General features: G+C 73.5%; 19 protein-coding genes, 1 tRNA gene and 1 pseudogene. 9 read left to right on the top strand and 12 right to left on the bottom strand.

What is annotated here, in order from left to right:
• Positions 1–111 precede the first annotated feature (111 nt).
• Positions 112–537, top strand: a complete 426-nt coding sequence (locus HFV08_RS21425; protein ID WP_040246178.1) for an OsmC family peroxiredoxin — start codon at positions 112–114, stop codon at positions 535–537.
• A 43-nt stretch (positions 538–580) separates the two neighbouring features.
• Here HFV08_RS21425 and HFV08_RS21420 read toward each other — a convergent pair whose 3' ends face one another.
• The gene (locus HFV08_RS21420; RefSeq protein ID WP_168541461.1) at positions 581–1,393 is read right to left on the bottom strand and encodes a helix-turn-helix domain-containing protein; all 813 of its coding nucleotides are present in this window, start codon (positions 1,391–1,393) and stop codon (positions 581–583) included.
• 111 nt (positions 1,394–1,504) lie between these two features.
• Between HFV08_RS21420 and HFV08_RS21415 the strand changes: the two genes are divergently transcribed.
• On the top strand, positions 1,505–1,810 hold the full coding sequence (locus HFV08_RS21415; RefSeq protein WP_168541459.1) for a 4a-hydroxytetrahydrobiopterin dehydratase: 306 nt from the start codon (positions 1,505–1,507) through the stop codon (positions 1,808–1,810).
• A gap of 90 nt (positions 1,811–1,900) precedes the next feature.
• Here the strand turns inward: HFV08_RS21415 and HFV08_RS21410 are convergent, their stop codons facing one another.
• From HFV08_RS21410 to HFV08_RS21400, 3 genes are all read right to left on the bottom strand, one after another.
• Positions 1,901–2,734: an aldo/keto reductase gene (locus HFV08_RS21410; RefSeq protein WP_312885765.1), complete on the bottom strand. Its 834-nt coding sequence runs from the start codon at positions 2,732–2,734 to the stop codon at positions 1,901–1,903.
• A 98-nt stretch (positions 2,735–2,832) separates the two neighbouring features.
• Positions 2,833–4,659 (bottom strand): AMP-dependent synthetase/ligase, encoded by a 1,827-nt coding sequence (locus HFV08_RS21405; protein WP_168541457.1) that lies wholly within the window; start codon positions 4,657–4,659, stop codon positions 2,833–2,835.
• 202 nt (positions 4,660–4,861) lie between these two features.
• A complete protein-coding gene (locus HFV08_RS21400; protein WP_168541455.1) occupies positions 4,862–6,352 on the bottom strand; it encodes an MFS transporter in 1,491 nt (496 codons plus the stop codon).
• Positions 6,353–6,494: 142 nt separating this feature from the next.
• Here HFV08_RS21400 and HFV08_RS21395 point away from each other — a divergent pair, with 142 nt between their 5' ends.
• Positions 6,495–7,472 (top strand): Lrp/AsnC family transcriptional regulator, encoded by a 978-nt coding sequence (locus tag HFV08_RS21395; protein ID WP_168541453.1) that lies wholly within the window; start codon positions 6,495–6,497, stop codon positions 7,470–7,472.
• On the opposite strand, the gene HFV08_RS21390 is transcribed toward HFV08_RS21395, so the two are convergent.
• Positions 7,448–9,391, bottom strand: coding sequence for a sialidase family protein (locus HFV08_RS21390; RefSeq protein ID WP_168541451.1), 1,944 nt, complete (start codon positions 9,389–9,391; stop codon positions 7,448–7,450). The genes HFV08_RS21395 and HFV08_RS21390 overlap by 25 nt on opposite strands.
• Positions 9,392–9,771: 380 nt before the next feature.
• Positions 9,772–10,620, bottom strand: a complete 849-nt coding sequence (gene fdhD, locus HFV08_RS21385) for a formate dehydrogenase accessory sulfurtransferase FdhD (RefSeq protein ID WP_168541449.1) — start codon at positions 10,618–10,620, stop codon at positions 9,772–9,774.
• 270 nt (positions 10,621–10,890) lie between these two features.
• Between fdhD and HFV08_RS21380 the strand changes: the two genes are divergently transcribed.
• Positions 10,891–11,835, top strand: coding sequence for a beta-ketoacyl-ACP synthase III (locus HFV08_RS21380; RefSeq protein ID WP_168541447.1), 945 nt, complete (start codon positions 10,891–10,893; stop codon positions 11,833–11,835).
• 26 nt (positions 11,836–11,861) lie between these two features.
• Here the strand turns inward: HFV08_RS21380 and HFV08_RS21375 are convergent, their stop codons facing one another.
• From HFV08_RS21375 to HFV08_RS21365, 3 genes and pseudogenes are all read right to left on the bottom strand, one after another.
• Positions 11,862–13,277, bottom strand: a complete 1,416-nt coding sequence (locus tag HFV08_RS21375) for an amidase (protein WP_168541445.1) — start codon at positions 13,275–13,277, stop codon at positions 11,862–11,864.
• 80 nt (positions 13,278–13,357) lie between these two features.
• Positions 13,358–13,445 (bottom strand) — tRNA-Leu (locus HFV08_RS21370).
• A gap of 93 nt (positions 13,446–13,538) precedes the next feature.
• Positions 13,539–13,763: pseudogene (locus HFV08_RS21365) on the bottom strand (MFS transporter); the annotation flags it as partial.
• Positions 13,764–14,122: 359 nt separating this feature from the next.
• Here HFV08_RS21365 and HFV08_RS21360 point away from each other — a divergent pair.
• Both HFV08_RS21360 and HFV08_RS21355 read left to right on the top strand, forming a co-directional pair.
• Positions 14,123–14,794, top strand: coding sequence for an MmyB family transcriptional regulator (locus HFV08_RS21360; RefSeq protein ID WP_168541443.1), 672 nt, complete (start codon positions 14,123–14,125; stop codon positions 14,792–14,794).
• Positions 14,795–14,873: 79 nt separating this feature from the next.
• Positions 14,874–15,692, top strand: a complete 819-nt coding sequence (locus tag HFV08_RS21355) for an LURP-one-related family protein (RefSeq protein WP_168541441.1) — start codon at positions 14,874–14,876, stop codon at positions 15,690–15,692.
• A 156-nt stretch (positions 15,693–15,848) separates the two neighbouring features.
• On the opposite strand, the gene HFV08_RS21350 is transcribed toward HFV08_RS21355, so the two are convergent.
• Positions 15,849–16,799, bottom strand: a complete 951-nt coding sequence (locus HFV08_RS21350; protein WP_168541439.1) for a DMT family transporter — start codon at positions 16,797–16,799, stop codon at positions 15,849–15,851.
• A 298-nt stretch (positions 16,800–17,097) separates the two neighbouring features.
• Between HFV08_RS21350 and HFV08_RS21345 the strand changes: the two genes are divergently transcribed.
• A complete protein-coding gene (locus tag HFV08_RS21345; RefSeq protein ID WP_040246163.1) occupies positions 17,098–17,712 on the top strand; it encodes a TetR/AcrR family transcriptional regulator in 615 nt (204 codons plus the stop codon).
• Between the two features lie 311 nt (positions 17,713–18,023).
• Entirely contained in the window at positions 18,024–20,696 is a 2,673-nt protein-coding gene (locus HFV08_RS21340; RefSeq protein ID WP_168541437.1) for an ATP-binding protein, read from the top strand.
• Between the two features lie 319 nt (positions 20,697–21,015).
• Here HFV08_RS21340 and HFV08_RS21335 read toward each other — a convergent pair whose 3' ends face one another.
• Positions 21,016–21,960 carry a DUF3048 domain-containing protein gene (locus HFV08_RS21335; RefSeq protein ID WP_168541435.1) on the bottom strand — a complete coding sequence of 315 codons (945 nt, stop codon included), beginning with the start codon at positions 21,958–21,960 and terminating at the stop codon, positions 21,016–21,018.
• Between the two features lie 80 nt (positions 21,961–22,040).
• Positions 22,041–23,105, bottom strand: coding sequence for an ATP-dependent DNA ligase (locus tag HFV08_RS21330; protein WP_168541433.1), 1,065 nt, complete (start codon positions 23,103–23,105; stop codon positions 22,041–22,043).
• Between the two features lie 63 nt (positions 23,106–23,168).
• Between HFV08_RS21330 and ligD the strand changes: the two genes are divergently transcribed.
• On the top strand, positions 23,169–24,191 hold the full coding sequence (ligD, locus tag HFV08_RS21325) for a non-homologous end-joining DNA ligase (protein ID WP_168541431.1): 1,023 nt from the start codon (positions 23,169–23,171) through the stop codon (positions 24,189–24,191).
• Positions 24,192–24,338 lie beyond the last annotated feature (147 nt).

The following is a 24,338-nucleotide window of genomic DNA, read 5'->3' as shown; positions in this document are numbered from 1 at the left end:
CCGCTTCCCGCCGCCCGCCGGTCCTCGCGTCCTGCGTGTACGCGCGGGGCCGGTGTGATCGGATGGGCCGTGCGGAATCCACGTACCGCACATTCTGAGGAAGGAACCACGGTGGCAACCACTCGCTCCGCACACACAGTCTGGGACGGCAGCCTGACCGAGGGGCAGGGGGTCGTGAAGTTCGACTCCTCCGACATCGGTGAGTACGCGGTGACCTGGGCTTCGCGCGCCGAGGAGCCGAACGGCAGGACCAGCCCCGAAGAACTCATCGCGGCCGCCCACTCCAGCTGCTTCTCCATGGCGCTCTCGCACGCGCTCACCCAGGCGGGCACCCCGCCGACCCGGCTTGTCACCTCCGCGGACGTCGACTTCCAGCCGGGCACCGGGATCACCGGCATCCACCTCACCGTCGAGGGCCAGGTCCCGGGTCTGGACGAGGCGGCCTTCACCGCCGCCGCCGAGGACGCCAAGAAGAACTGCCCGGTCAGCCAGGCGCTCGCCGGCACCACCATCGGCCTCACCGCCAAGCTGGCCTGAGACACCCGGGCCGCTGCCGTCCCCGGGGCGGCCGCGTCCCGGTTCAGTCCCGCCCGCGCAGCCGGGCCAGGGTCTCCGCGTCGGCGGGCAGGAAGGCCTCGACGGCGAGTCCGGCGACGGTCACGTCCATCGGGGTGTTGAAGGTGGCGATCGTCGACAGGAACGACAGCACCCGCCCCTCGTGCTCGATCCGCAGCGGCAGCGCGAAGTGCGCGGCGCCGCCCGTCTCCTCGGTGCCGGGATCGGCCACCGGATAGGCCGCGACCTCCTCGTACAGGGCGCGCAGCGCGGGGGAGCGGTCGAGGGCGATCTCGCGCTCCATCTGGGCGAGCAGATGGGCCCGCCACTGGCCGAGATTGCGGATCCGGGGCGCCATTCCGCGCGGGTGCAGCGTCAGGCGCATCGCGTTGAGGGGGCCCGCGAGCAGCTCCTCGGCGACTCCGGCGAGCAGGGTGTCCACGCCCTTGTTGGCGGCCACCACCTCGTAGTGCGCGTCCAGGACCAGGGCCGGATACGGCTCGTAGCCCGCGAGCAGGGCCTCGATCCCGGCGCGTACCGGCGCGAAGGAGGGATCGCTCAGCGGGGTCTCGGTGAACCGGGGCGCGTACCCGGCGGCGAGCAGCAGGGCGTTGCGCTCGCGCAGCGGGACGTCGAGGTGGTGGGCCAGCTTCAGGACCAGTGCCTCGCTGGGGCGGGAGCGGCCGGTCTCGACGAAGCTGAGGTGGCGGGCGGAGGATCCCGCCCGCAGCGCCAGGTCCAGTTGGCTGATCCGCCGCCGCTCGCGCCAGCCGCGCAGCAGCGGACCGATTCCCCTGCCGGAGGAGGGAGTCGGGGTACGGGGCGGGGCCGAGGTCATGGGCCGACGGTAGCCCAGTCAGGGGCGCGCGGCCCGGATCGGCCGCCGGGCGGACCTCCTGTGGCAGGCTGCGCAGCGGACCCCGCACCCGTACCCGAAGGAGCCGCGGCCATGGCCGTCGAACCGCTCGCCCAGCAGGACATCGAGAACCGGCTCGCCGAACTCCCCGGCTGGACCCTGGTCGGCGACAGGATCTCGCGCTCCTATGTGATCGGCCCGCACTTCGCGGCGGCGGCGCTGGTCATGCACATCGCCCAGGTCCAGGAGGAACTGGGCCACCACGCCGACCTCACCCTCGGCTACAACAGCGTGGCGGTGGCCGTGAACACCCACAGCGCGGGCGGCGCCATCACCGAACTCGACATCGACCTGGCCCGCCGGGTGGAGACCCTGGCCGCGGCGCACGGCGCGGAGTAGGCCGGACGGGCGCACCGGAACGCAGCGGAGCCGCCGCACCAGGAGTGCGGCGGCTCCGCGCTGTTGCGTACGCCTCGTGCGTACCGCCGCTCAGACGGCGTCGAAGGTGGCCGGGTCGGGGCCGAGGCGGCGCTCCTCGTTGAGGGCGCGGATGGCGGCCAGGTCCTCCTCGTCCAGTTCGAAGCCGAAGACGTCGATGTTCTCCTCGATCCGCGCGGGGGTCACGGACTTGGGGATGACGACGTTGCCGAGCTGGAGGTGCCAGCGCAGCACGACCTGGGCGGGGGTGCGGCCGTGCTTCTGGGCGATGGCGACGATCGCGGGCACCTCCAGGAGCCCCTTGCCCTGGCCGAGCGGCGACCAGGCCTCGGTGGCGATGCCCTCCTCGCCGTGCAGCTCGCGGGAGGCGATCTGCTGGAGGTGCGGGTGCAGTTCGATCTGGTTGACCGCCGGGATCACGGAGGTCTCGTCGATCAGGCTCCGCAGGTGCTCGGGAAGGAAGTTGGAGACGCCGACCGCGCGGACCCGGCCGTCCTGGAGCAGCTTCTCGAAGGCCCGGTACGAGTCGATGTAGGTGCCGCGCGAGACCATCGGCCAGTGGATCAGATACAGGTCGAGGTAGTCGAGCCCGAGCTTGCGCAGGGACTCGTCGAAGGCGCGCAGCGTCGCGTCGTAGCCCTGGTCGGCGTTCCAGAGCTTGGTGGTGACGAAGAGCTCCTCGCGGGGGACGCCGGAGCGGGCGAGTGCCCTGCCGGTGCCCTCCTCGTTGCCGTAGATCGCGGCGGTGTCGATGCTGCGGTACCCGGCCTCCAGCGCGGTCGCGACGGCCGTGGTGGCCTCGTCGTCCGGCACCTGCCAGACGCCGAAGCCCAGCTGCGGCATCTCGACGCCGTTGTTCAGGATGATCGGGGGGACCTTGCTCACGAGCTCTCGATCCTTAGTTCTCTCGGGGGTGGTACTCCCATGGTCAACGATCGGCACCCGGAGTGCATTCCAGACGGGCGGGCGGCCGGGCCCCCGGCTCAACTGCGGTACAGCGCCTCGACCTCGGCGGCGTAGACCCCTTCGATGGCCTTGCGCTTGAGCTTGAGCGAGGGCGTGAGCAGCCCGTGCTCCTCGGAGAACTGGTGCGCGAGGATGCGGAAGGTACGGATCGACTCCGCCTGGGAGACCAGCGTGTTCGCGGCGACCACCGCGCGCCTGACCTCCGTCTCCAGGTCCGGGTCGCGCACCAGCTCGGCCGGGGAGAGCGAGGGCTTCTCGCGCATGGCGAGCCAGTGCTCCACGGCGTCCGAGTCCAGGGTGACCAGGGCGGCGATGTACGGCCGGTCGTTGCCGACGACGATGCACTGCGCCACCAGCGGATGGTCGCGCACCCGCTCCTCCAGCTGGGCGGGGGAGACGCTCTTGCCGCCGGAGGTCACCAGGATCTCCTTCTTGCGGCCGGTGATCGTCAGATAGCCGTCCTCGTCCAGGGAGCCGAGGTCACCGGTGGCGAGCCAGCCCTCGTGCAGGGTCTCGTCGGTGGCCTTGGGGTTGTTCAGATAGCCCTGGAAGATGTTGCCGCCCTTCACCCAGACCTCGCCGTCCTCCGCGATGTGCACCGTGGTGCCGGGGATGGCCTGGCCGACGGTGCCGAAGCGGGTCCGCTCGGGCGGGTTGGCGGTGATGGCGGCGGTGGTCTCGGTCAGCCCGTAGCCCTCGAGGACGCTGACCCCGGCGCCGAAGAAGAAGAGGCCCAGCCGGCGGTCCATCGCCGAGCCGCCGGACATCGCGTACCGGACCCGGCCGCCCATCGCCTCGCGGACCTTGGCGTAGACGAGCTTGTCGTAGAGCTGGTGCTGCATGCGCAGGGCCGCCGAGGGGCCCGGGCCCCGGCCGAAGGACTTCGCCTCCAGGGCCTCCGCGTAGCGCACCGCGACGTCGACCGCCTTCTCGAAGGGGCCGTCCTTGCCGCTCCGCTCCGCCTTGCGCAGCCCGGCCTGGAAGATCTTCTCGAAGATGTACGGGACCGCGAGGATGAAGGTCGGACGGAAGGCCGCCAGATCGGGCAGAAGGGCCGTGGCGTTGAGGTTGGGCTGGTGGCCGATCTTGATCCGGCCGCGGACGCAGGCCACTTCGACCATGCGGCCGAAAACATGCGCGAGCGGCAGGAAGAGCAGGGTGGCGGGCTCGTCCCCGCGCCTGCGCCGGAAGACCGGGTCCCAGCGGGCGATCACGGTGTCCGCCTCGAACATCAGGTTGGCGTGCGAGATCAGACAGCCCTTGGGGCGGCCGGTGGTGCCGGAGGTGTAGATGATGGTGGCGATGGAGTCCGGGGTGATCGCCCGGCGGTGGCGGTCCACCACCTCGTCGTCGAGGTGCTCGCCCGCGGCGGTCAGCTCCCCGACCGCGTCCGCGTCGAGCTGCCAGAGCCGCCTGAGCTGCGGCAGCCGGTCGACGACCGAGCCGATCGTCATGGCGTGGTCCTCGTGCTCGACCATCGCCGCCGAGACCCCGGAGTCGTGCAGCATCCACAGGACCTGTTCGGCCGAGGAGGTCGGGTAGACGGGCACCACCTGGGCGCCCACGGTCCACAGTGCGAAGTCGAAGAGCGTCCACTCGTAGCGGGTACGGCTCATGATCGCCACCCGGTCCCCGAAGCGGACCCCCTGCGCGAGCAGCCCCTTGGCGAGCCGCTGCACCTCGTCCCGGAACTGGGCCGCCGTCACATCCCGCCAGCGCCCGTCCGCGCCCTTGCGTCCGAACACCACATGCCGCGCGTCGTCCCGCGCATTGTCGAACACGGCGTCCGCCAGGCCGCCCACGGGCGGCGGCGTCGCCACCGCAGGGTTGGTGAACTCGCGCAATGTTGCTCCTTGTGGCGCTCCGCACAGCGCCGTGACGGTACCCCACAGCGCGCCCTGGCGGGAGGGGTGCCAGGGCGCGCTCACTGGTGTATACCTACAGGTCAGCGCGGCTAAATGGGGCCACAAGGGGAGCGGCGGGACAGAACAGTTACGGGTCGGTAGGTTTCGGTGCCGTAATCTCCACCGAATCTGTACCTGCCGGTTACGGCCGATGAACGACGTCCCGGGCGCCTTCGTTCTTGATCGTCTCATCTGGCCCCACTTGTCGGGGATCGCGGACGAGCGCCAGTACGACGACCCCGGTCACTATGCCCGCCACCCCCGCGAAAACGGCAGCCGTGTTCAGGCCAGAAGCGAAGGCGTGGCGCAGAGTGCCCTCCGGGAGGGCGCCGCGCAGCGCGTGGGCGCCGCCGCCCGCCAGCGCGTGGGCCTGCTCGGCGCTGAGCGAGTCCTGCATCCGCGAGGTGACGGCCGTACCGAGCAGGGCGACCCCGAGGGCGTAGCCGAGCTGGCGGAAGGCGTTGACCGAGCCGCCCGCCATCCCCGCCCGCTCCGGCGGCACCGCGGCGAGCGCCGCCCCCGCGAGGGAGGGCGAGGCGAGCCCGGTGCCCACGCCGACCGCGATCAGGCCGGGAACCAGCGCCTGCCAGCTCGACCCGCTGTCCAGGACCGCCTGGAGCAGGCAGCCCGCGCCGATCAGCACCAGACCGCCGCCGATCGTGAAGCGCGCCGGGACCCCGTGCAGCAGCCGCCCGCCCGCCGCGGCCACCAGGAAGGAGGCGGCGGACAGCGGCAGCAGGACCAGGCCGCCGCGCATCGGGCTCATGCCGAGCACGGTCTGCAGCCAGATGGAGGTGTACGGCAGCAGCCCGAAGGCGGTGGCGTTGAAGACGAAGGCGGCCAGGCTCACCCCGAGGAAGGCCGGTGTGCGCAGCAGCCCGATGTCGAACATCGGATGGTCGCTGCGCCGCTCGATCAGGACGAAGGCGATCAGCCCGGCCAGCGCGAGCGCGGCCGACAGCGCGGTCTCGCCGGAGAGCCATCCGGCCTCGCCCGCACGCACCGCGCCGAAGGTCGCGAAGCCCGCGAAGACGGCGAAGGCCGCGGTCCCCGGCCAGTCGATGCGCCGCTCGCGCGGCCCGCGGGACTCCGGTACGGCGACCGTGGTCAGCCACACCGCGGCGACGCTGACCGGCAGGTTCACGAAGAAGATCCAGCGCCAGCCGGGGCCCTGGGTCAGCAGTCCGCCGAGCACCGGACCGAGCGCGGCCGCGGCGCCGTTTACCGCGCCCCAGACGCCGAGCGCGACCGAGCGGTCCTTGCCCTGGTAGGCGCTGGCGAGCAGCGGCAGGGTGGTCGCGAACATGGCCGCGCCGCCGAGGCCCTGGCAGGCGCGGGCGGCGACCAGCATGCCGGGCCCGGTGGCCAGTCCGCAGGCCAGCGAGGCGAGCGCGAAGAGGGCCACGCCCGCGAGGTGGACGCGTTTGCGCCCGAGGATGTCGGCCGCCGCCCCGATGCCGAGGAGCAGCGCGGCGAGCGCGAGGGCGTAGCCGTCGATGACCCACTGCAGGTCGCTGAGCGAGGCGTCCAGCGCCCGGGCCATGTCGGGAAGGGCGACGATCGCGATGGTGACGTCCAGCAGCAGCATGAACGTTCCCAGGCAGACCGCCGTGAGCGGCCCCCACTTGCGCATGTTCCAACCCCTTGGGTTTCTCGTCGGTTTCTCGCGTCGAGGGACGCGCGATTGCACTGTCGTACGATCAGCTCGCGCAGGCCGAGATCTCCCATGAGGCGGGAGTGATCGGCGGATTCCGACACCGAGGGGAGGGCAGGCGGTGAGAACTGACGCGTTCGACCTGCTCGACCGGCAGCTCGTCCAGGCCCTGGAGATCGACGGGCGGGCCCCCTTCAGCCGGATCGCGGAGGTGCTCGGCGTCTCCGACCAGACCGTGGCCCGCCGCTACCGCAGGCTGCGCACCGCCCTCGGACTGCGCGTGGTGGGGATGCGCGACGCGCTGCGCACCGGGGAGGGGCAGTGGATGATGCGCCTGCGCTGCACACCCGACGGCGCCGAACCGATCGCCGCGGCCCTCGCCAAGCGCCCCGACACCGCCTGGGTCGGCCTCGCCTCGGGCGGGACCGAGGTGCTCTGCTCCACCCACCCCCGCTCCCGGGACGAGCACGACGAACTGCTCTTCGGCAAGCTGCCGCGCACCCCGAGCATCCTCGAACTCCGCGCCCACCAGGTCCTGCACCGCTTCGCCGGGGGCCCGCTGCACGCCCTGGCCCGGAGCGGCGAGCTGACCGGCCAGCAGCGCGACCGGCTGCGGCCGCGCCACCAACCGGGCACCGGCCCCGGGCAGTTGACGCCCGAGGACGGTCCGCTGCTGGCCGCCCTGGAGCGCGACGGCCGGGCCGGCTACCCCGAACTCCAGAAGGCCACCGGCCGATCCGAGTCCGCGGTCAAGCGGCGCCTGGAAGCACTGCTCGCCTCGGGGGCCCTCTACATCGACACCGAGCTGGACCACGACCGCCTCGGCTACGGCCAGAGCGCCCAGCTGTGGATCACCGCCGCCCCCGCCGCCCTCGACGAGGTCGGCAGGAGCCTCGCCGCCCACCCGCAGATCCCCTTCGCCGCGGCCACCACCGGTTCCTCCAATCTGGTGGCCTCCGTCCTGGTACGCGACACCGCCGAGCTGTACGCCTATCTCAGCGGGCCGCTCGGCACCCTGGACGGGGTCCGGCGGATCGAGACGCTCCCGGTGCTGCGCCGGGTCAAGCGGCTGACCTACCCCTCGCCCCCGCGCGGCTGACCGGCCCCGCGGGCGGGCCGCTCGCCGACCCGGTCGAGCGGCAGCCGGAGCAGCGGGCTGCCGGTCACCGCGGCGCCCCGGCCGCCGAGGCCGCGGATCTCGGTGTCGCTCAGCGCCCGGGCGTAGACCCGTACCTCGTCGAGGTCGCCGTCGAAGGACGCCCGGCTGTCCAGGCGCTGCCCCACATGCACGCCGAAGGGCGAGGTACGGGTCACCGAGCCCGGTACGTCGGCGGCGGTGACCGGCGTCCCGTCGAGGAAGAGGCTCAGCTTCCCGCCGCCGCGCCGCAGCGCGAGATGGTGCCACCGGCCGTCGTTGTACGCCCCGGTGGTGCGCACCGAGGCGGTCGCGGGCGGGGCCGCGCCCCGGCGGGTGGTGATCAGCCCGGTGATCCGGTCCGAGGCGGGCTCGCCGCGCAGCCAGACCTGCGGCTGGGTGGTGCCGATCCCGCCCATCCAGAGCATCGGCTGCTCACCCGTGCCCGCGGTGTACCTGAACCACAGCGAGCTGGTGAAGTCCCGGCCGCCGAGCGGGAGCTGCTCCCGGTAGGGCAGGCGTACGGCGTCGTCGCGGCCGTCGAAGCGCAGCGCCTTCCCGTATCTGCCCCCGGTGCTCGCGGGGGAGCCGAGGACGGTGGCGCGTCCGGCGCCCGGGGCGCGGTCCTCGGTGCTCGGGCCGGGGCCGCGGCGCTCGCCCAGCCAGTCGAGGCCGAAACGGGCGAAGCGGATCTCGTCCCGGGCGTCGACGGTGCCGCCCTCGTAGAGCAGGCCCACCGTGTCCCGGCCGAGCGCCGCCATGTCGGAGTACCCCGACCAGTCGGTGGTGACCACGGTGCCCCGGTCCACGGTGTCCCAGGTGTCCCCGTCGTCCCAGGAGCTGCGGATCATCATGGTGCGCCGCCGGTCCGGGTCGGCCGGGGCCGCGAGCAGCATCCGCCCGCCCATCCGCAGGCAGGAGGCCTGGACCTGCGGGGTGTAGAGGTCGGGCATCGACCGGAAGGGCCGGGTGAAGCTTTCGCCGCCGTCCCGGCTGACGGTGTGGGTGCGGTGGCCGAGGTCGGTGCCGTCCTGCTCCCGGCCGCTGACATAGACGGCGCCGTCGCGTCTCTCCTCGACGGTGAGTTCCGAGGGCTTCTGCCGGAAGGTGCCGTCCGCCGCGATCGGATAGCTGTCCTTGGCGCCCACCCGCCAGTGCTCGCCCCCGTCGTCGCTGATGATCAGCGCGGCGTGGTTGGCGGTGACCCGGCTGCCGTCCCAGGACTCGGCGTTGACCCCGATGACCAGGCGTCCGGCGTGCCGGCCACGGGTGAGCTGGATGCCGTGCACCGGACCGGTGGCGTACCAGGAGTTCCACTCCTTCGGCAGGATCTCGCCGCTGAGGTCGCGGGGCGTGGACCAGGTCCGGCCGTCGTCGTCGCTGTGCTGCAGATGCGGAGTGCGGTCGCAGGGCACGTCGCAGTTGCCGCCGCCGGGCTTGCCGGTGTTCCAGGTCTGGGCGAGCAGGATGCGGCCGGTGCGCCGGTCGACCACGGGGGCGGGGTTGCCGTGGCTGTCGCCGGCGCCCTCGTCGACCACCGAGAGCGCGCTCCAGGTGCGGCCGCCGTCCTCGGAACGTTTCACCACGAGGTCGATGTCCCCGGCGTCCGAGCAGTCGTGGGTGCGGGCCTCCGCGAAGGCCAGCAGGGTGCCCTTGTTCGTCCGGACCATCGCCGGGATCCGGTAGCAGGCGTACCCCGGATCCTGGGAAGCCTTGAAGAGGACCTGCTGTTCGAGTCCCGCCGCCTTCGGGGCCGCGGCGCCGGGGGCGGCCGCGGCCGTACCGGGCAGGGAGACGACGGCGGCGGCCGAGGCCCCGGCGACCAGCAGACGTAAGAAGCGATGAGCTGCGGTGGTGAGGTGTGCCCTGCGGGGTGACGGCATGGTGCGACCTGCCCTTCATGACATCCGAACATCTGGACATCCCACGTCCAACCTGCGCAACTCAGACGCTACTTGTGCGTCTGCGCACCTCACAAGGACCGTGCGCACGGGTAATGCGGTAAGCGCATTCTCCGCTTATGTCATGCCTTAGCCGCCGCCTTCCCGGGCGGCTCTTCCCGGCCTCGCAGGGGGTCTCGGGTGTAGGTCAACTCCCGCTTTTCCGGGCTTAGTTGACGGCCGTACGACGGATGGCCGACGCCTCTCCGGGTCCCGGTGACGGTGTGTCAGGGCATGACGGAGCGCGGCGCGATACCTGATGGGCCGTCACTCATCCGGCCCCGCCTGGGCGATTCGCGCCGGGACGGGGACCCGGCGGGCGCTCAGGCCTGGTGGGCGGGTTCTTCGAGGGCGAGCCGCTCCTCGCCCGCGTAGACGTTCATCGAGGAGCCCCGCAGGAAGCCCACCAGGGTGAGGCCCTGCTCGGCCGCCAGGTCCACCGCGAGCGAGGAGGGCGCCGAGACCGCGGCGAGCACCGGGATCCCGGCCATCACCGCCTTCTGCACCAGCTCGAAGGAGGCCCGCCCCGAGACCATCAGCACCGCCCGCGACAGCGGGAGCAGCCCCTGCTGGAGGGCCCGGCCGATGAGCTTGTCGACGGCGTTGTGCCGCCCCACGTCCTCCCGCAGGTCGAGCAGTTCGCCCCGCTCGGAGAAGAGCGCCGCCGCGTGCAGCCCGCCGGTGCGGTCGAAGACCCGCTGGGAGGCGCGCAGCCGCTCGGGCAGCGCGGTGAGCAGCTCCGGGGTGAGCCGCAGCCCCGGTTCGTCCGCGAGCGGGAAGCGCGCGGTGGTGCGCACCGCCTCCAGACTCGCCTTCCCGCACAGCCCGCAGGAGGAGCTGGTGTAGACGTTCCGCTCCAGCGTGATGTCCGGGACGGCGACCGTCGGTGCGGTCCGTACGTCGACGACGTTGTACGTGTTGGAGCCGTCCTCGGTGGCGCCCGCGCAGTACACGATGCTGGTGAGGTCCGAGCGGTGCGCGAGGACGCCCTCGCTCACCAGGAAGCCGGCCGCGAGGGGGAAGTCGTCGCCGGGGGTGCGCATGGTGACGGCGAGTCGCTTGCCGTTGAGGCGGATCTCCAGGGGCTCCTCGGCGGCGAGGGTGTCGGGCCGGGCGGAGACCTTCCCGTCCCGGATGCGGACGATCCGTCGGCGTTCGGTGGCACGGCCCATGGTCAGATCAGCCCCGGTCTCTCTCGCTGCGTGCGCGGTGGCCCCCGCCCTTTCGGGCCATTGTCCGCCACCGGGCCCACCCGTGCCGAGTCCTCCGGTACGGCCTGCCTCGCGGATACCGGCTCGGCCCGCGGATAACGTGAGCGAAATGGACAAGGAGTGCCGATATTTCCTGTCGGAGTCCACGCCCCTGTGCGGCCCGGCCGGTGACCAGACTCGTCGACGCGGGGCACCGCGCACCGCAGACCACACAGACCAGGGGGGCGGCCGATGAACGGCTCGCGAATCACGGCGGTGGGCCACCACCAGCCCGCGCGCGTGCTCACCAACGGCGAACTGTCCACCCTGGTCGACACCAGCGACGAGTGGATCACCAGCCGCGTCGGCATCCGCACCCGGCACCTCGCCGGCCCCGGGGAACCGGTGGACGAACTGGGTGCGCACGCCGCCGCGAAGGCGCTGGCCACCGCCGGGCTCGCTCCCGCCGACATCGACCTGATCCTGGTGGCCACCTCCACGGCCATCGACCGCTCCCCGAACACGGCCGCCCGGATCGCCGCCCGCCTCGGGGTGCCCGGCGCCGCCACCCTCGACCTCAACGTCGTCTGCGCGGGCTTCACCCACGCCCTGGCCACGGCCGACCACACGGTCCGGGCGGGCGGCGCGCGGCGGGCCCTGGTGGTCGGCGCCGACAAGATGTCCGAGGTCGCCGACTGGACGGACCGCAGCAGCTGCATCCTGATGGGCGACGGCGCGGGCGCGGTGGTCGTGGAGTCCTGCGCCGAGGACGAGGCCGGGATCTCACCGGTGCTGTGGGGTTCGGTGCCCGAGATGAGCGACGCGGTACGGATCGAGGGCTCGCCGCCGCGCTTCCGGCAGCACGGGCAGAGCGTCTACCGCTGGGCCACCACCCGGCTCCCGCCGCTGGCCCGGGAGGCCTGCGCCCGCGCGGGCCTGGCCCCCGCCGACCTCGACGCGATCGTGCTGCACCAGGCGAATCTGCGCATCATCGAGCCGCTGGCCGAGCGGCTCGGCGCGCACCGGGCCGTGATCGCCCGGGACGTGGTCGACTCCGGCAACACCTCGGCCGCCAGCATCCCGCTCGCCCTCTCCAAGCTGATCGAGCGCGGCGAGGTGGTCAGCGGCGACCGGGCCCTCCTCTTCGGCTTCGGCGGCAACCTCTCGTACGCGGGCCAGGTCGTACGCTGCCCCTGAGCGGCACCCGCCCCCGTGCTCCCGGCTCAGCTCTCCCGGTCCTGGATCCGCCGCCAGGGCACCGCCTCCTCGATCTCGAAGGCCAGCTGCAGCAGGGTGCGCTCGTCGCCGTGCGCCGCGGAGAAGTGCACACCGATCGGGAGCCCGTCCGCGGTGCGGCCCATCGGCAGCGAGAGGCCGGGGCCTCCGGCGGTGTTGTTGAACGGGGTGAAGGCGACGTAGTCGGTGAGGTGGGCGAAGAGCCGCTCGTAACCGGCCTCCGGGGACAGGTGCCCGAGCGGCGGGGTCGTATGGGCGAGGACGGGGGAGAGGACCACATCGGCGCCGGTGAACATCCGCGCGTAGTCCGCCTTCGTCCGGCGCAGCCGCAGCACGGCGCCGGGCAGCCGCCGCCGGTGGGTGCGGAACTGCCGGGCGAGACCGGCGGTCAGCGGGTCCAGGGCGCGCCGGTCGAAGTCGCGGGCGAACATCCGCTTGCCGTTGCTGCTCAGCAGGTGGGCGAGGAGTTCCCAGTAGAGGGCGAAGTCGGCGGGGAAGGTGGGCGCCGCCGTGATCTCCACCGGGGAGACCTGGTGGCCCATGCCCTCCAGGAGCCGGGCCGCCTCCTCCACGGCGGTCCGGGTCTCGTCGTCGGTGCGCTGCCCGGTGATCGAGTCCAGGACGAGGCCGATCCGCAGCCTCCGGCGCCCCGGGCCCTCGACTCCGCCCGCGGGCATCAGCCCGCCGGAGGGGCGGTGGGTCCGCTCGATGCCGGTGAAGACCCGGGCGGTGTCCCGCACGCTGCGGGTCAGCACCCCCTCCGAGACGATGCCCACCGGGAGCAGCCCGTGCCCGGCCGGCGCGGGGAACCTGCCCCGGGTGGGCTTGAGGCCGACGAGACCGCAGGCCGCGGCGGGGATGCGGATGGAGCCGCCGCCGTCGTTGGCGTGCGCGAGGGGTACGGCCCCGGAGGCGACCAGCGCGGCCGAGCCGCCGGAGGAGGCGCCGGAGGAGTAGGCGGGGTTCCAGGGGTTGCGGGTGGGCGGCAGTCCCGCGTACTCGGTGGAGGCGTTGAAGCCGAACTCCGGGAGCGTGCTCTTGCCGAGGTTGGCGAGGCCGAGGCCGAGCAGCAGCCGGGAGATCGGCGCGTGCGCGGCGGCGGGGCGGGCGGTGAAGGCGGTGGAGCCGTGCTGTGACGGCAGCCCGGCCACATCGGTGTTGTCCTTGATGAAGGTGGGCACCCCCGCGAAGGGCCCGCTGCCCGCCGGGGCCGCGAGCGCGCCCTCGAAGTCCGCGTGCCGCACGGCGTTCAGCTCCGGCTGCACCTTCTCGATCCGGGCGATGGCGGCTTCGAGCACCTCGCGCCTGCTCAGCGCCCCGGCCGCGAGGAGTCCGGCGAGGGCGGTGGCGTCGTGCTCGCCCAGGGCGTCGTCGGCGTATGCGTGCACCCGTGTGCTGTCCATGCCAGGGATGTTACTCACGGGAAACCATGGCCCGGCAGAGGGAGACAGCAAAAAGACCCCAGGTCGACTGGGGTCTTCGCTGGTGTCCGAGGGGGGACTTGAACCCCCACGCCCGATAAAGGGCACTAGCACCTCAAGCTAGCGCGTCTGCCATTCCGCCACCCGGACAAGGTGTCTGCCGGTCCGCGAGGATCTTGCCCCGCGGCGACAGAGACAACAATACCAAGGTTTCCGGGTGCCTCTCACCTCCATATCGGCACGTCAGTGCGGTGCCTTCCGCGACGGTCCGACGGGCGCCCCGGCCTGTCCGGAGGGTGCCGGATGGTCCCGTTCGCCCTCCGGGTCGGTCAGCCGGTTGAGCCGGCCCGGGACGTCGAGTCCCACCATGAGGACGACCAGGATCGTGCCCGCGAAGGTGAGGACCGCCAGGGAGCGGCCCAGCTCCATGCCGGAGGCGAGACGGGCGCCGAGCACCGGGGCGACCGCGCGGTCGGGGTGCCGATGTCCCGGAAACCGAGGTTCGGCCGGCGAGGTCGAGCGTCCGTGTTCGGCCGCCTTCTCTCCGTGCCCGTCCCTCCCGGTGGCTCGCCTTCGCCCATGATCGCGGGGGAGGCGAGGGGAAAGGTCCGAGTACCCTTCCGTACGTCCGGTTTGTAGGGTGGCCAGGCGCGCCAAATTTGGCATTGACCTGTCAAGCATTGGCATATGCCAGGATGGTTGCGATGGCAACAGTGCCTCGTCATGGGGTACATGACGAGGGGTCGTGCGCCGTACGCTTCCGCCCCGAGGCGGGGCCGGGTCCCGCGCGACAAGAGCACACAGCCCGCAAGAGGGGTGGCGAGTCGATGGCACACCAGGCGTCAGGTCCGCGGCCGGGTCCGGGCCTGCAGGATCCCGGGCTGCACGGCTACCTCCAGGACTACGCGAGACTCCTCGACTCGGTGCCGCACCCCTCGGTCGTCTTCGACCACCGCTGGGACGTCCTGCTCGCCAACCCGGCCTTCGACGTCCTCTTCTCCGGCCTCGACCGCTGCCCCACGGCCATGCCCTGCGAGAACTTCCTGCGCTTCGTCCTCTTCCACCCGGACGCCGGGAGCGTGCTCGTCGACCGGGAGGCGCTGTGGTGCCTGCCGATGATGGCCAACTTCGCCCGGGCGGTGGAGCGCGACACCGAGGACCCCTCGCTCCAGTCCATCCGGCGCGACATCGCCGTCGACCCGCTGATGGAGGAGGCCTACGTCCGCGGACTCCCGCACTGGATCCGCTCGGTGGGCGAGGACGGGCTCGAACACGACGGCGCGGTACGCCCGTTGAGGCATCCGGACCCGCGCTGGGGCCGCACCTCCTGCCGGGTGGTCGGCGACACCCCGCGCACCCTTCAGTCGCGCGGCTACTCGCGGCTGACCCTCGTACTGCGCGAGCCCCGGCCGCGACCCGCGCCCCTCGCGGGCCGGCTCCCGCGCCAATCGCGGCGCGGGGCGGGCCACTTGAAGGCGGTTCCGCTGCACGACCGGTGAGCCCTCACTCGTACGAGTGCAGGTCCGGCAGATGGTCCGGCATCCCTCGAACGGGTGGAACCGGGGTAATGTGCCCCGGATGACGACACATGCGAACACTCCCGCCGGCTGGTACCCCGACCCGCACGGCGCCACGGGCCTGCTGCGCTGGTGGGACGGCAGTACCTGGACCGAGCACACCAGCGGCCAGGGCGGGAACACCCCGGGGCAGCAGGTGCCGCAGCAGACGGCCGATCCCGCGCGGGTGCAGCGCCAGGTGCGGCAGCAGGCCGGTCTCGCCCCGGGCGGCAAGGGCGGCGGGACGCTGTTCACCGAGCCGGTCCTGGTGGTGAACCAGAAGGCCAAGCTCATCGAACTGACCAATGAGTACGGTGTCTTCGACCAGAACGGCGGCAGTCTCGGCTCGGTCGTCCAGGTCGGCCAGAGCGGGCTGAAGAAGGCGCTCCGCTTCGTCGCCAGCATCGACCAGTACCTCACCCACCGCCTGGAGATCCGCGACCCGCACGGGCAGGTCCAGCTGGTCCTGACCCGCCCGGCGAAGTTCCTGAAGTCCCGGGTCCTGGTGGAGTGTCCGGACGGGCAGCCGGTGGGCGAGATCGTCCAGCAGAACGTCTTCGGGAAGATCAACTTCGCGATCATGGCGGACGGCCGGCAGGTCGGCGCGATCAAGGCGGAGAACTGGCGCGCCTGGAACTTCGCCATCGTCGACCACACGGACACCGAGGTCGCCCGGATCACCAAGACCTGGGAGGGCCTCGCCAAGACGATGTTCACCACCGCCGACAACTACGTCCTGCAGATCCACCAGCAGCTGCCCGAGCCGCTGCGGAGCCTGGTGGTCGCCACGGCCCTCACCGTGGACACGGCCCTCAAGCAGGACGCCCGCGGCCTCGGCTGAACCGCCGCCGGTGAGCGGCGGCCTGCCGGGGAGCGTTCCGGGCCGGTCCCGCCCCGGAACGCGGGCGGTGGGGTCCTGCCCGGGAACGCGGGTGTTCGGGTCCTGCCTGCCGGGGAGCGGCGCCTCGGGCCTGTTGGGGAGCGCTCCCCGGCCGCCTCAGCTCGCCCGCCGCTCCCGCTCCGCCCCCGGCGGCGGGGCTGTGCGCCGGTGCAGCCACCGGGGCGGGTCCGCGAGATCCGCGGGCTGCGGCGGTACGTAGGAGAGCACCGGGCCGGGTGCCGCGTCGCCGCGCGGGGGTGTGGCGCGGGCCAGCAGCAAGACCCCGCGGGCGGCGAGGCCCGCGCCGCACAGGGCGAGCAGCACCCCGAGCGGCCCGCCCTGCATGCGCTCGCCGAGGAGGGTGATGCCGATCGCGGCGGCCGCGATCGGATTGCTGAGGGTCACCACCGCGAGCGGCGCCCCGAGCCCGCCGCGGAAGGCGGTCTGGGCGAGCAGCAGGCTGCCCGCGGCGAAGGCGGCCACCAGGACGGCCACCACGACCACCTGCACACCGAACGGCGAGGCCTTGTCGTCGGTAACCGCGACGGTGACGGTCTGGGTGAGCGCGGAGGCGAGCCCCGAGGCGATGCCGGAGGCGCTGGCGAAGCGCAGCCCGGGGCGGGCCCCGCGGCAGAGCACGGCGATGAGCAGCCCGGCGGTGACCGCCACCGTCATCGCCTCGTTGGTCGACAGGGTCTGCTCCGGGGCGGGCCCGGTCGCGGTGACCAGCAGGGCGCCGAGGCCGAGGAGGGTGAGGACGGTGCCGCGCCACTCGATCCTGGCGACCCGCCGGTGGGCGAGCCGGGCGCCGAGCGGCACCGCGGCCACCAGGGTGAGGGCGCCGAGCGGCTGCACCAGGGTGAGCGAGCCGTACTTCAGCGCGGCCACATGCAGCAGCGCGCCCCCGGAGTTGAGGCTCACCGCCCACCACCAGGAGCCGCGGGCGAGCAGCCGCCAGACCCCGCCGGTGCCGCTGCGCGCGGCGAGCCGCTCCTGGGCCACGGCCGCGGCGGCGTAGGCGACCGCGGAGAGCAGGCTGAGGAGGACCGCGAGGAGGGTCGCGCTCACCGCGCGGCCCACGGGGGGACGGCGCTGGAGCGCAGCCAGACGGGGGAGTGCGCGGGATGGCGGCGGGTGCGCGTGCCGGTGGCGGCCGGCGCCGAGGCGAAGACGTCCTTCACGGTGAGGCTCCCTGACCCTTTCGCGCGGGATGCGGCGGTCGTACGTTTGTGGACACGGGAGCCCGTCGGGGCGCACCGCAGTTACCGAAACGACAGTGTACCGATACGACCCCGTACCGGTACACTGTCGTATCGATGAATCGTCGAAGGATTCCGTCACGTTCCCGGCCCGAGGGAGTGCAGCCATGACCGCGAAGGAGGCGGGTGTCGCGGTGTCCTCCTCGCCGCGGTCCAAGATCACGCCCGAGCGCGAGCAGGAGTTCTACGAGGCCGTGCTCGACGAGATCAGGGAGAACGGCTACGAGGCGCTGACCATGGAGGGGGTGGCCGCCCGTACCCGGTGCAGCAAGTCGACCCTCTACCGGCAGTGGGGCTCCAAGCCGCGCCTGGTGGTCGCCGCGCTGCGTTCCACCCGCTGTGTGCGCTTCGCCGGGATCGACACCGGCTCGCTCGCCGGGGACCTGCGGCAGGCGGCGCGGGCCGCGGGCGACGGCCCCGACGACGACACCACCCTGCTGCACGCGCTGGCGCACGCCGCGATGCGCGACCAGGCACTCCAGAAGGCCCTGCGCGAGACCCTCATCGAGCCGGAGGTCGCGGCCGTCGGTGAGATGATCCGGCGCGGAGTGCTCCGGGGCGAGCTGGCGGCCGACCACCCGGCGGCGCCCTTCCTCGCCGCCCAGCTGGTCGGGGTGATCCGGGTCCGGCCGATGCTGGAGGGCCGGTTCGCCGACGCCGAGTACCTCGGCCGCTTCGTCGAGCACTGCGTGCTGCCGCCCCTCGGGCTCACCGGCCCCTGAGCCCGGGCCGCCGCCCGCCGGACGACCGGGCGGCACTCCCGCGCGCCGCTCCGTGGGGACGGGCGCGGCGCAGGCCCGGCCGGGCCGGTCCCGCCGCCGAGAGGTGACCCCGCCCCGGCGGGCAATCGGCCCCGCCCGCGCGGGAGTTGGCCGGTTATAGCGCACCGCGGCGGCGAATACCACACCTGGGCACGGAAGTTCGTCCCACCCGGCCAAGGTGCGCGGACCGCCACCGCCGGGCGGCCGCTGCGGTTAGTCTCGAACGGGTACACCGAAAGGCGGCTCGGACAGGTGACGGTGGAGGTAGCGCGATGACGCACGGCCTGGACGGGTCCGCTGCCCCGCTGTGGGAGCGCGACACCGAACTCGCCGGAGCCGCGCAGGCCGTGGAAGCCCTCTGCGCCCCGGCCCGCTCCGGCAGCCTGCTCGTCTTCTGCGGCGAGGCCGGGATCGGCAAGACCGCTCTCCTCGCCGAGGTCCGCCGACTGGTCCGCGACCGCTGCACCGTCTGGTCGGCCCGCGGCGGGGAGGCCGTCACCTCCGTCCCCTTCAACGTCGTACGGCAGCTGCTCCAGCCCGCCCTGCTCGCCCTCGGCCCCGAGGAGGCGCGTGAATACCTCGGGGACTGGTACGACATCGCGGGACCCGCGCTCGGCATAGCCGAGCCCACCGGGCGCCAGGCCGACCCGCGGGGCGTCTGCGACGGACTGGTCGAGGCGGTCGGACGGCTCGCCCGGCGCCACTGGCCGCTGGTCCTGCTCATCGACGACGCCCACTGGGCCGACCAGGAGACCCTGCGCTGGCTCGCCGCCTTCGCCGAGCGCCTGGACGATCTGCCGGTGCTCCTGGTCGTCGCCCACCGGCCGGACGAGGCGCACGGGGAGAGCGCCGTCCTCCTTGACCGGGTCGGCGCCGCGGCCCGCCCGCGCAGCACCCTGCGGGCGCTCACCCCGGACGCGACCGCGGGCCTGACCCGCGCGAGCGTCGGGGAGCACGCCGACGCGCCCTTCTGCCGCGAGGTCTGGGCGGTCACCGGGGGCAATCCGTACGAGACCGTGGAACTCCTCGCCAAGGTGCAGGACGCCGGGCTCGCCCCCGTCGAGTCCTCCGCCGCGGAGCTGCGCGACCTGAACCGCTCGGCCCGCGGCCGCGGCCTCGTCGCCCGCCTGGAGACCATGGGCACCGACGTCACCCGCTTCGCCTGGGCCGCCGCGATACTCGGCACCCGGATCTCCATCCCGCTCGCCGCCACCCTCGCGGGCATGAAGCCGGAGGACGCGCGGCGCTGCGCCGAGCAGCTGTGCACGGCCCGCATCCTCGCCACCGGTGTCCAGGCCGCCGAAAGCCGTTACGCCGAGGGCGAGATGGAGTTCGTGCACCCGCTGATCGGCAGCGCGATCTACCAGTCCATCCCGGGCGGGGTGCGCACCGCGATGCACGGGCAGGCCGCCTGGGCGGTCACCCAGTCGGGCCGGGGCGCGGCCGCCGCCTCCCGGCACCTGCTCGAAGTCCACCCGGACGACGACGCGGAACTCGTCGAGCAGTTGCGGGAGGCCGCCCGCGAGCACCTCGCCGTCGGCGCCCCGGACGCGGCCCGCCGCTGCCTCGAACGCGCCCTGAGGGAACCGCCGTTGCCCGGGACCCACGCGGGCGTCCTGTACGAACTGGGCTGCGCCACCCTGCTCAACTCGCCCGCCACCACCGTCCGGCATCTGCGCGAGGCCCTGTCGATCCCCGGCCTGGAGGGCGAGAACCGGGTCGACGCGGTCTGCCGCCTCTCGCAGGCGCTGGTCCACAACGGTGAGCTGGAGGAGGCCGTGCGCACCGTGGACGCCGAGGCCGACCAGCTGCCGCCCGGCCCCGCGCGGCTGCGGCTGCAGGCCGTCCACTACATGTGGGAGGGCATCCACGCGGGCGAGGAGGACTCACCGGCCCGCTCGCGCAGCCTCGCCACCCTCGCCGGGCCCCTGACCGGGCGCGACAACTCCGAGCGCGCGCTGCTGATCCTGCGCGCCTTCGACGCGATGACCCGCGGCGAGAACGCCGAGGAGGTCGTCGAGCTGTGCGACCGCGCCCTGGTCAACGGTCAGCTCGCACCCGGCCTCGGCTGGACGGACACCGAGTGGGGCTTCGAACTCCTCGTCATGCTGGGCAGCGCGTACGCCTTCGCCGACCGGCTCGACCGCGCCGAGAGCCTCTTCAACGACGCGCTGCGCAGCTACGAGAGCGCTGGATGGAGCGGCGGCCACCTCGCCCTCGCGCACGCCTTCGTCGGGCATGTGCACCGCAGGCGCGGGCGGCTCGCCGAGTCGGAGGCCTTCCTGCGCGAGGCGCTGCGGCTCGCGGACCGGGTGGGCAGCGGCCTGCCCATGCACTGGGACGCCGCCTGCATGCTGATCGACACCCTGCTCGCCCGGGGCCACGTCGAACAGGCGCAGGAGATCGCGAGCCTCTACCGCATCGAGCCGCCCTATCCCTCCACGATCGTGCTCCCCGACCTGCACTCGGTACGCGGCCGCCTGCTCGTCGCCGCCGACCGGACCAAGGAGGGCATCGGCGAACTGGAGGCCGCGGAGCGCGCCGCCGCCACCCGCGGCCGGCACAACATCGTCATGGCGCCCTGGGCGGGCGACCTCGCCCGCGCCCTGGCCGGCGAGGATCCGGTGCGCGCGGGGGCGCTCGCCGTGGACGCCCGGGTGCAGGCGGAGCGCTTCGGCACCGACACCGCCATAGGCGAGGCGCTGCGCACCGCCGCCGCCCTGGAGACCGGCCAGCGCTCGGTCACCCTGTACGCCCAGGCCGTCGCCTATCTGGAGGCCTCGCCGAGCGCCTTCGAACACGCCCAGGCCCGGGTCGAGTACGGCATCGCCGCCCGCTCCCGTACCGAGCTGACCCGCGGCCTCACCCTCGCCCGCTCCTGCGGCGCCGACGGCCTGGCCCAGCGCGCCCGCGAGGTCCTGGAGACGGGGCGGGGGCTGCGCTAGGCGTATTGCGCCGCCGGGGTGTTCTCGCGGGTGACCGGTGGGTGGCCGGTGAGTGCGGGGTGGCAGCGGTGGTGAGCCCGGTTGACCGTGGAGTCCACCGATACCGTCCCCTCCACCGGCCCGGCGCAGGTCACGCCACGGGGCACCGGCCCGCAATCCCACCACGGATCAGGTCCGGGCACCTTCAGGAGGCCGCCGCCCACCACAGCAACTGCCGTCGCGGGCGCACCGGTTCGGGCTTCCAGGTGGCCGGGTTCTCGTAGATGTCCATGGCCGGAATCCTGTCGTATGCGCGCGGGCGGCCGTCGGGCGGCCCCGGTCACTCCTGCCGGTCCTCCGCGAGGACGATCCAGACCGGCCCCTCGGCGAAGGGCAGGTGCCCGCCGTCCCGGTCGGTGAACTCGGTGGCGCTCGACGCGGACGGGCGCTGCCAGCGGCCCTCGAAGGCGCGGCCGTCGCGGAGCACCTGGGCGCGGCCCGAGCCGGTGCTCTGCGAGTAGGGGGAGTTGCTGCCGCGCACGTCGTGGTAGCCGGACTCGCGCACCTTCACGTACTGCACCACCACCGTCGCCGCGGTCAGCGGACCGCCGCCCGCCGCGGTGGCCCGCCTGCCGTCCATCGAGACCAGCCAACGCCCCTTGCCCGCCGACCAGTCGAAGGTGAAGCGCGCCGAGGGATAGCCCACCGTGCGCGAGCCGAGCGCGGTGCCGCCGTCCGGCCGCGGACCGAAGTCGACACCGGCCCGGGACAGTGCCTCCTGCCCGGCGGCCTTCTTCAGCAGCCGGTCCGGGTGCAGATAGAGGTTGTGCGGGGCCGCCCGGCCGCTGTCCCGGAAGAAGGCGCCGCCGGGCGCCGAGCCCGGGGTGACGGCGCGCAGCGGGGCCCGGCCGATCACTGGCAGCAGCTTCGACTGCGCGCCGGAGAAGGCGAGCACCGGGTCCTCGAACTGCCGCAGCAGCTCCAGGTCGCTCTCCCGGGCGCTGCGCACCGGGCCGACGGTCTTCGGCAGCCGGGTGGCGTAGAGCGCCATCAGCCTGCTGAGGCCCGCCTCGACCCGCTCCACGTAGACGACGTCGGCGCCTTCGACGCCGGTCTGCGGGCGCGCCGGGCCGACATTGTCGATCTTCACCGCGAGGACGGGGCCGCCCCCCGCGGAGCGGTCGGGCGTCTTCTCGTCCTCGGGGGTGCAGGCCGGCAGCACCACGGCGAGCAGCGCTGCGGCCACCACCGCCAGCCGCCCGCGTCCCTTGCTCGCCTTGTGCATCGCGCCCCCTCAGGGTTCTGCGCCGGTTCCTACCCGGGTACGGGCCCCGGCACCCCCGGCCCGTGTCCGCGGCCCCGCGCTCAGCCGCCGAGGATCTCGTCCAGGTCGTAGCGGACCGGTTCCTCCAGCTGGGCGTAGGTGCAGCTCTGCGGGGTGCGGTCGGGGCGCCAGCGGCGGAAGCGGGCGGTGTGCCGGAAGCGGGCGCCGTTCTCCATGTGCTCGTACGCCACCTCGCAGACCCGCTCCGGGCGCAGCGGAATCCAGGACAGGTCCTTCTTGCCGGTCCAGCGGCTCGGGGCACCCGGCAGCCGGGCGCTCTCGTGAGCGGACTCCTCGGTCCAGGCGGCCCAGGGGTGCCCCTCGGCGCTCTCCATCCGCAGCGGGGCCAGCTCCTCGACGAGTTCGGCCCGGCGCTTCATGGCGAAGGCGGCGGCGACCCCGACGTGCTGGAGCACCCCGGCCGCGTCGTACAGGCCGAGTAGGAGCGAGCCGACCACCGGGCCGCTCTTGTGGTGGCGGTACCCGGCGACCACGACATCGGCGGTGCGCTCATGCTTGACCTTGAACATCACGCGCTCGTTCTGCCGGTAGCCGAGCCCGAGCGGCTTGGCGACCACCCCGTCGAGACCTGCGCCCTCGTACTCCTGGAACCAGCGCTCGGCCACCGCGCGCTCGGTGGTCGCGGGCGCCAGGTGCACCGGCGCGCGGACGCCCGCGAGGACGCTCTCCAGGCGCTCCCGCCGCTCCTGCTGCGGGGTGTCGAGCAGCGAGGCGGAGCCGAGGGCGAGCAGGTCGAAGGCGACGAAGGAGGCGGGGGTGCGCTCGGCGAGCAGCCGCACCCGGGAATCGGCCGGGTGGATGCGCTCGGTGAGCGCGTCGAAGTCCAGATGCCCCTCGCGGGCGATCACGATCTCGCCGTCCAGGACGCAGCGCTCCGGCAGCCGCTCGGCGAGCGCCGCGGCCAGCTCGGGGAAGTAGCGGGTCAGCGGCTTGCCGGTACGGCTGCCCAGCTCGACCTCGGCGCCGTCCCGGAAGACGATCGCGCGGAAGCCGTCCCACTTCGCCTCGTAGAGCATGTCCGGCGGGATGCTCGCCACGGACTTGGCGAGCATCGGCTTCACAGGGGGCATCACCGGCAGGTCCATGGGGAGATTCTGCCGCCGTATGCCGACATGCGCCCCCGGGCGGGCTGCGCCTACCGTGACCGCATGGCGGCACACGGCAAGGCCCTGGAACTCCGGGCGGGCGCCCGTACGGTCCGGCTGTCCAGCCCGGACAAGATCTGCTTCCCCGAGCCCGGCTACACCAAGCTCGACGTGGCCCGGTACTACCTCGCGGTCGGCGAGGGGATCCTGCGGGCGCTGCGGGACCGGCCGACCACCCTGGAGCGCTATCCGGAGGGGCTCACCGGCGAGTCCTTCTTCCAGAAGCGGGTGCCCAAGAACCACCCCGAGTGGATCCCCACCGCACGGATCGAGTTCCCGAGCGGCCGGCACGCCGACGAGATGTGCCCCACCGAGGTCGGCGCGGTGATCTGGGCCGCGCAGTACGGGACCCTCACCTTCCACCCCTGGCCGGTGCGCCGCGGCGACACCGAGCACCCCGACGAACTGCGGATCGACCTCGACCCGCAGCCCGGCACCGACTACGAGGACGCCGTCCGCGCCGCCTTCGAACTGCGCGCCCTGCTCGACGAGTTCGGGCTGCGCGGCTGGCCCAAGACCTCCGGCGGCCGGGGACTGCACGTCTTCGTGCCGCTGGTGCCGCGGTGGACCTTCACCGAGGTGCGCCGCTGCGCGATCGCCTGCGGGCGGGAACTGGAGCGCCGGATGCCGGGCCGGGTGACCACCGCCTGGTGGAAGGAGGAGCGCGGCGAGCGGATCTTCGTCGACTACAACCAGACCGCCCGGGACCGCACCATCGCCTCCGCCTACTCGGTACGCCCCCACCCGCGTGCCCAGGTCTCGGCGCCGCTGCGCTGGGCGGAGGTCGACCGGGCGCACCCGGCCGACTTCGACCTCGGCACCATGCCGGGCCGCTTCGCCGAGCTGGGGGATGTGCACGCCGACATGGACGAGCACGCCTTCCGCCTCGACGGCCTCCTCGAACTCGCCGAGCGCCAGGAGCACGACCACGGGCTCGGCGATCTGCCCTATCCGCCGGAGTACCCGAAGATGCCGGGCGAGCCCAAGCGGGTGCAGCCCTCCCGGGCCGCCAAGGACGAGGGCTGAGCCCGGCCGCCCGAGGACTCCGCCGTGCCCGAGGACTCCGCCCCGGGGGAGCGCGGCGGCAGAAGTCGGCCCCGGGTGGAAGACTCGGAGGTACACGCCCGTACCGGGCCGCCTGGCACCTCGGGCGTGACACGGACGTACCCGAGG

The sequence above is a fragment of the Streptomyces physcomitrii genome (genome assembly GCF_012273655.1).
Taxonomy (GTDB): domain Bacteria; phylum Actinomycetota; class Actinomycetes; order Streptomycetales; family Streptomycetaceae; genus Streptomyces; species Streptomyces physcomitrii.
This window is presented reverse-complemented; position numbering and strand designations above follow the sequence as displayed.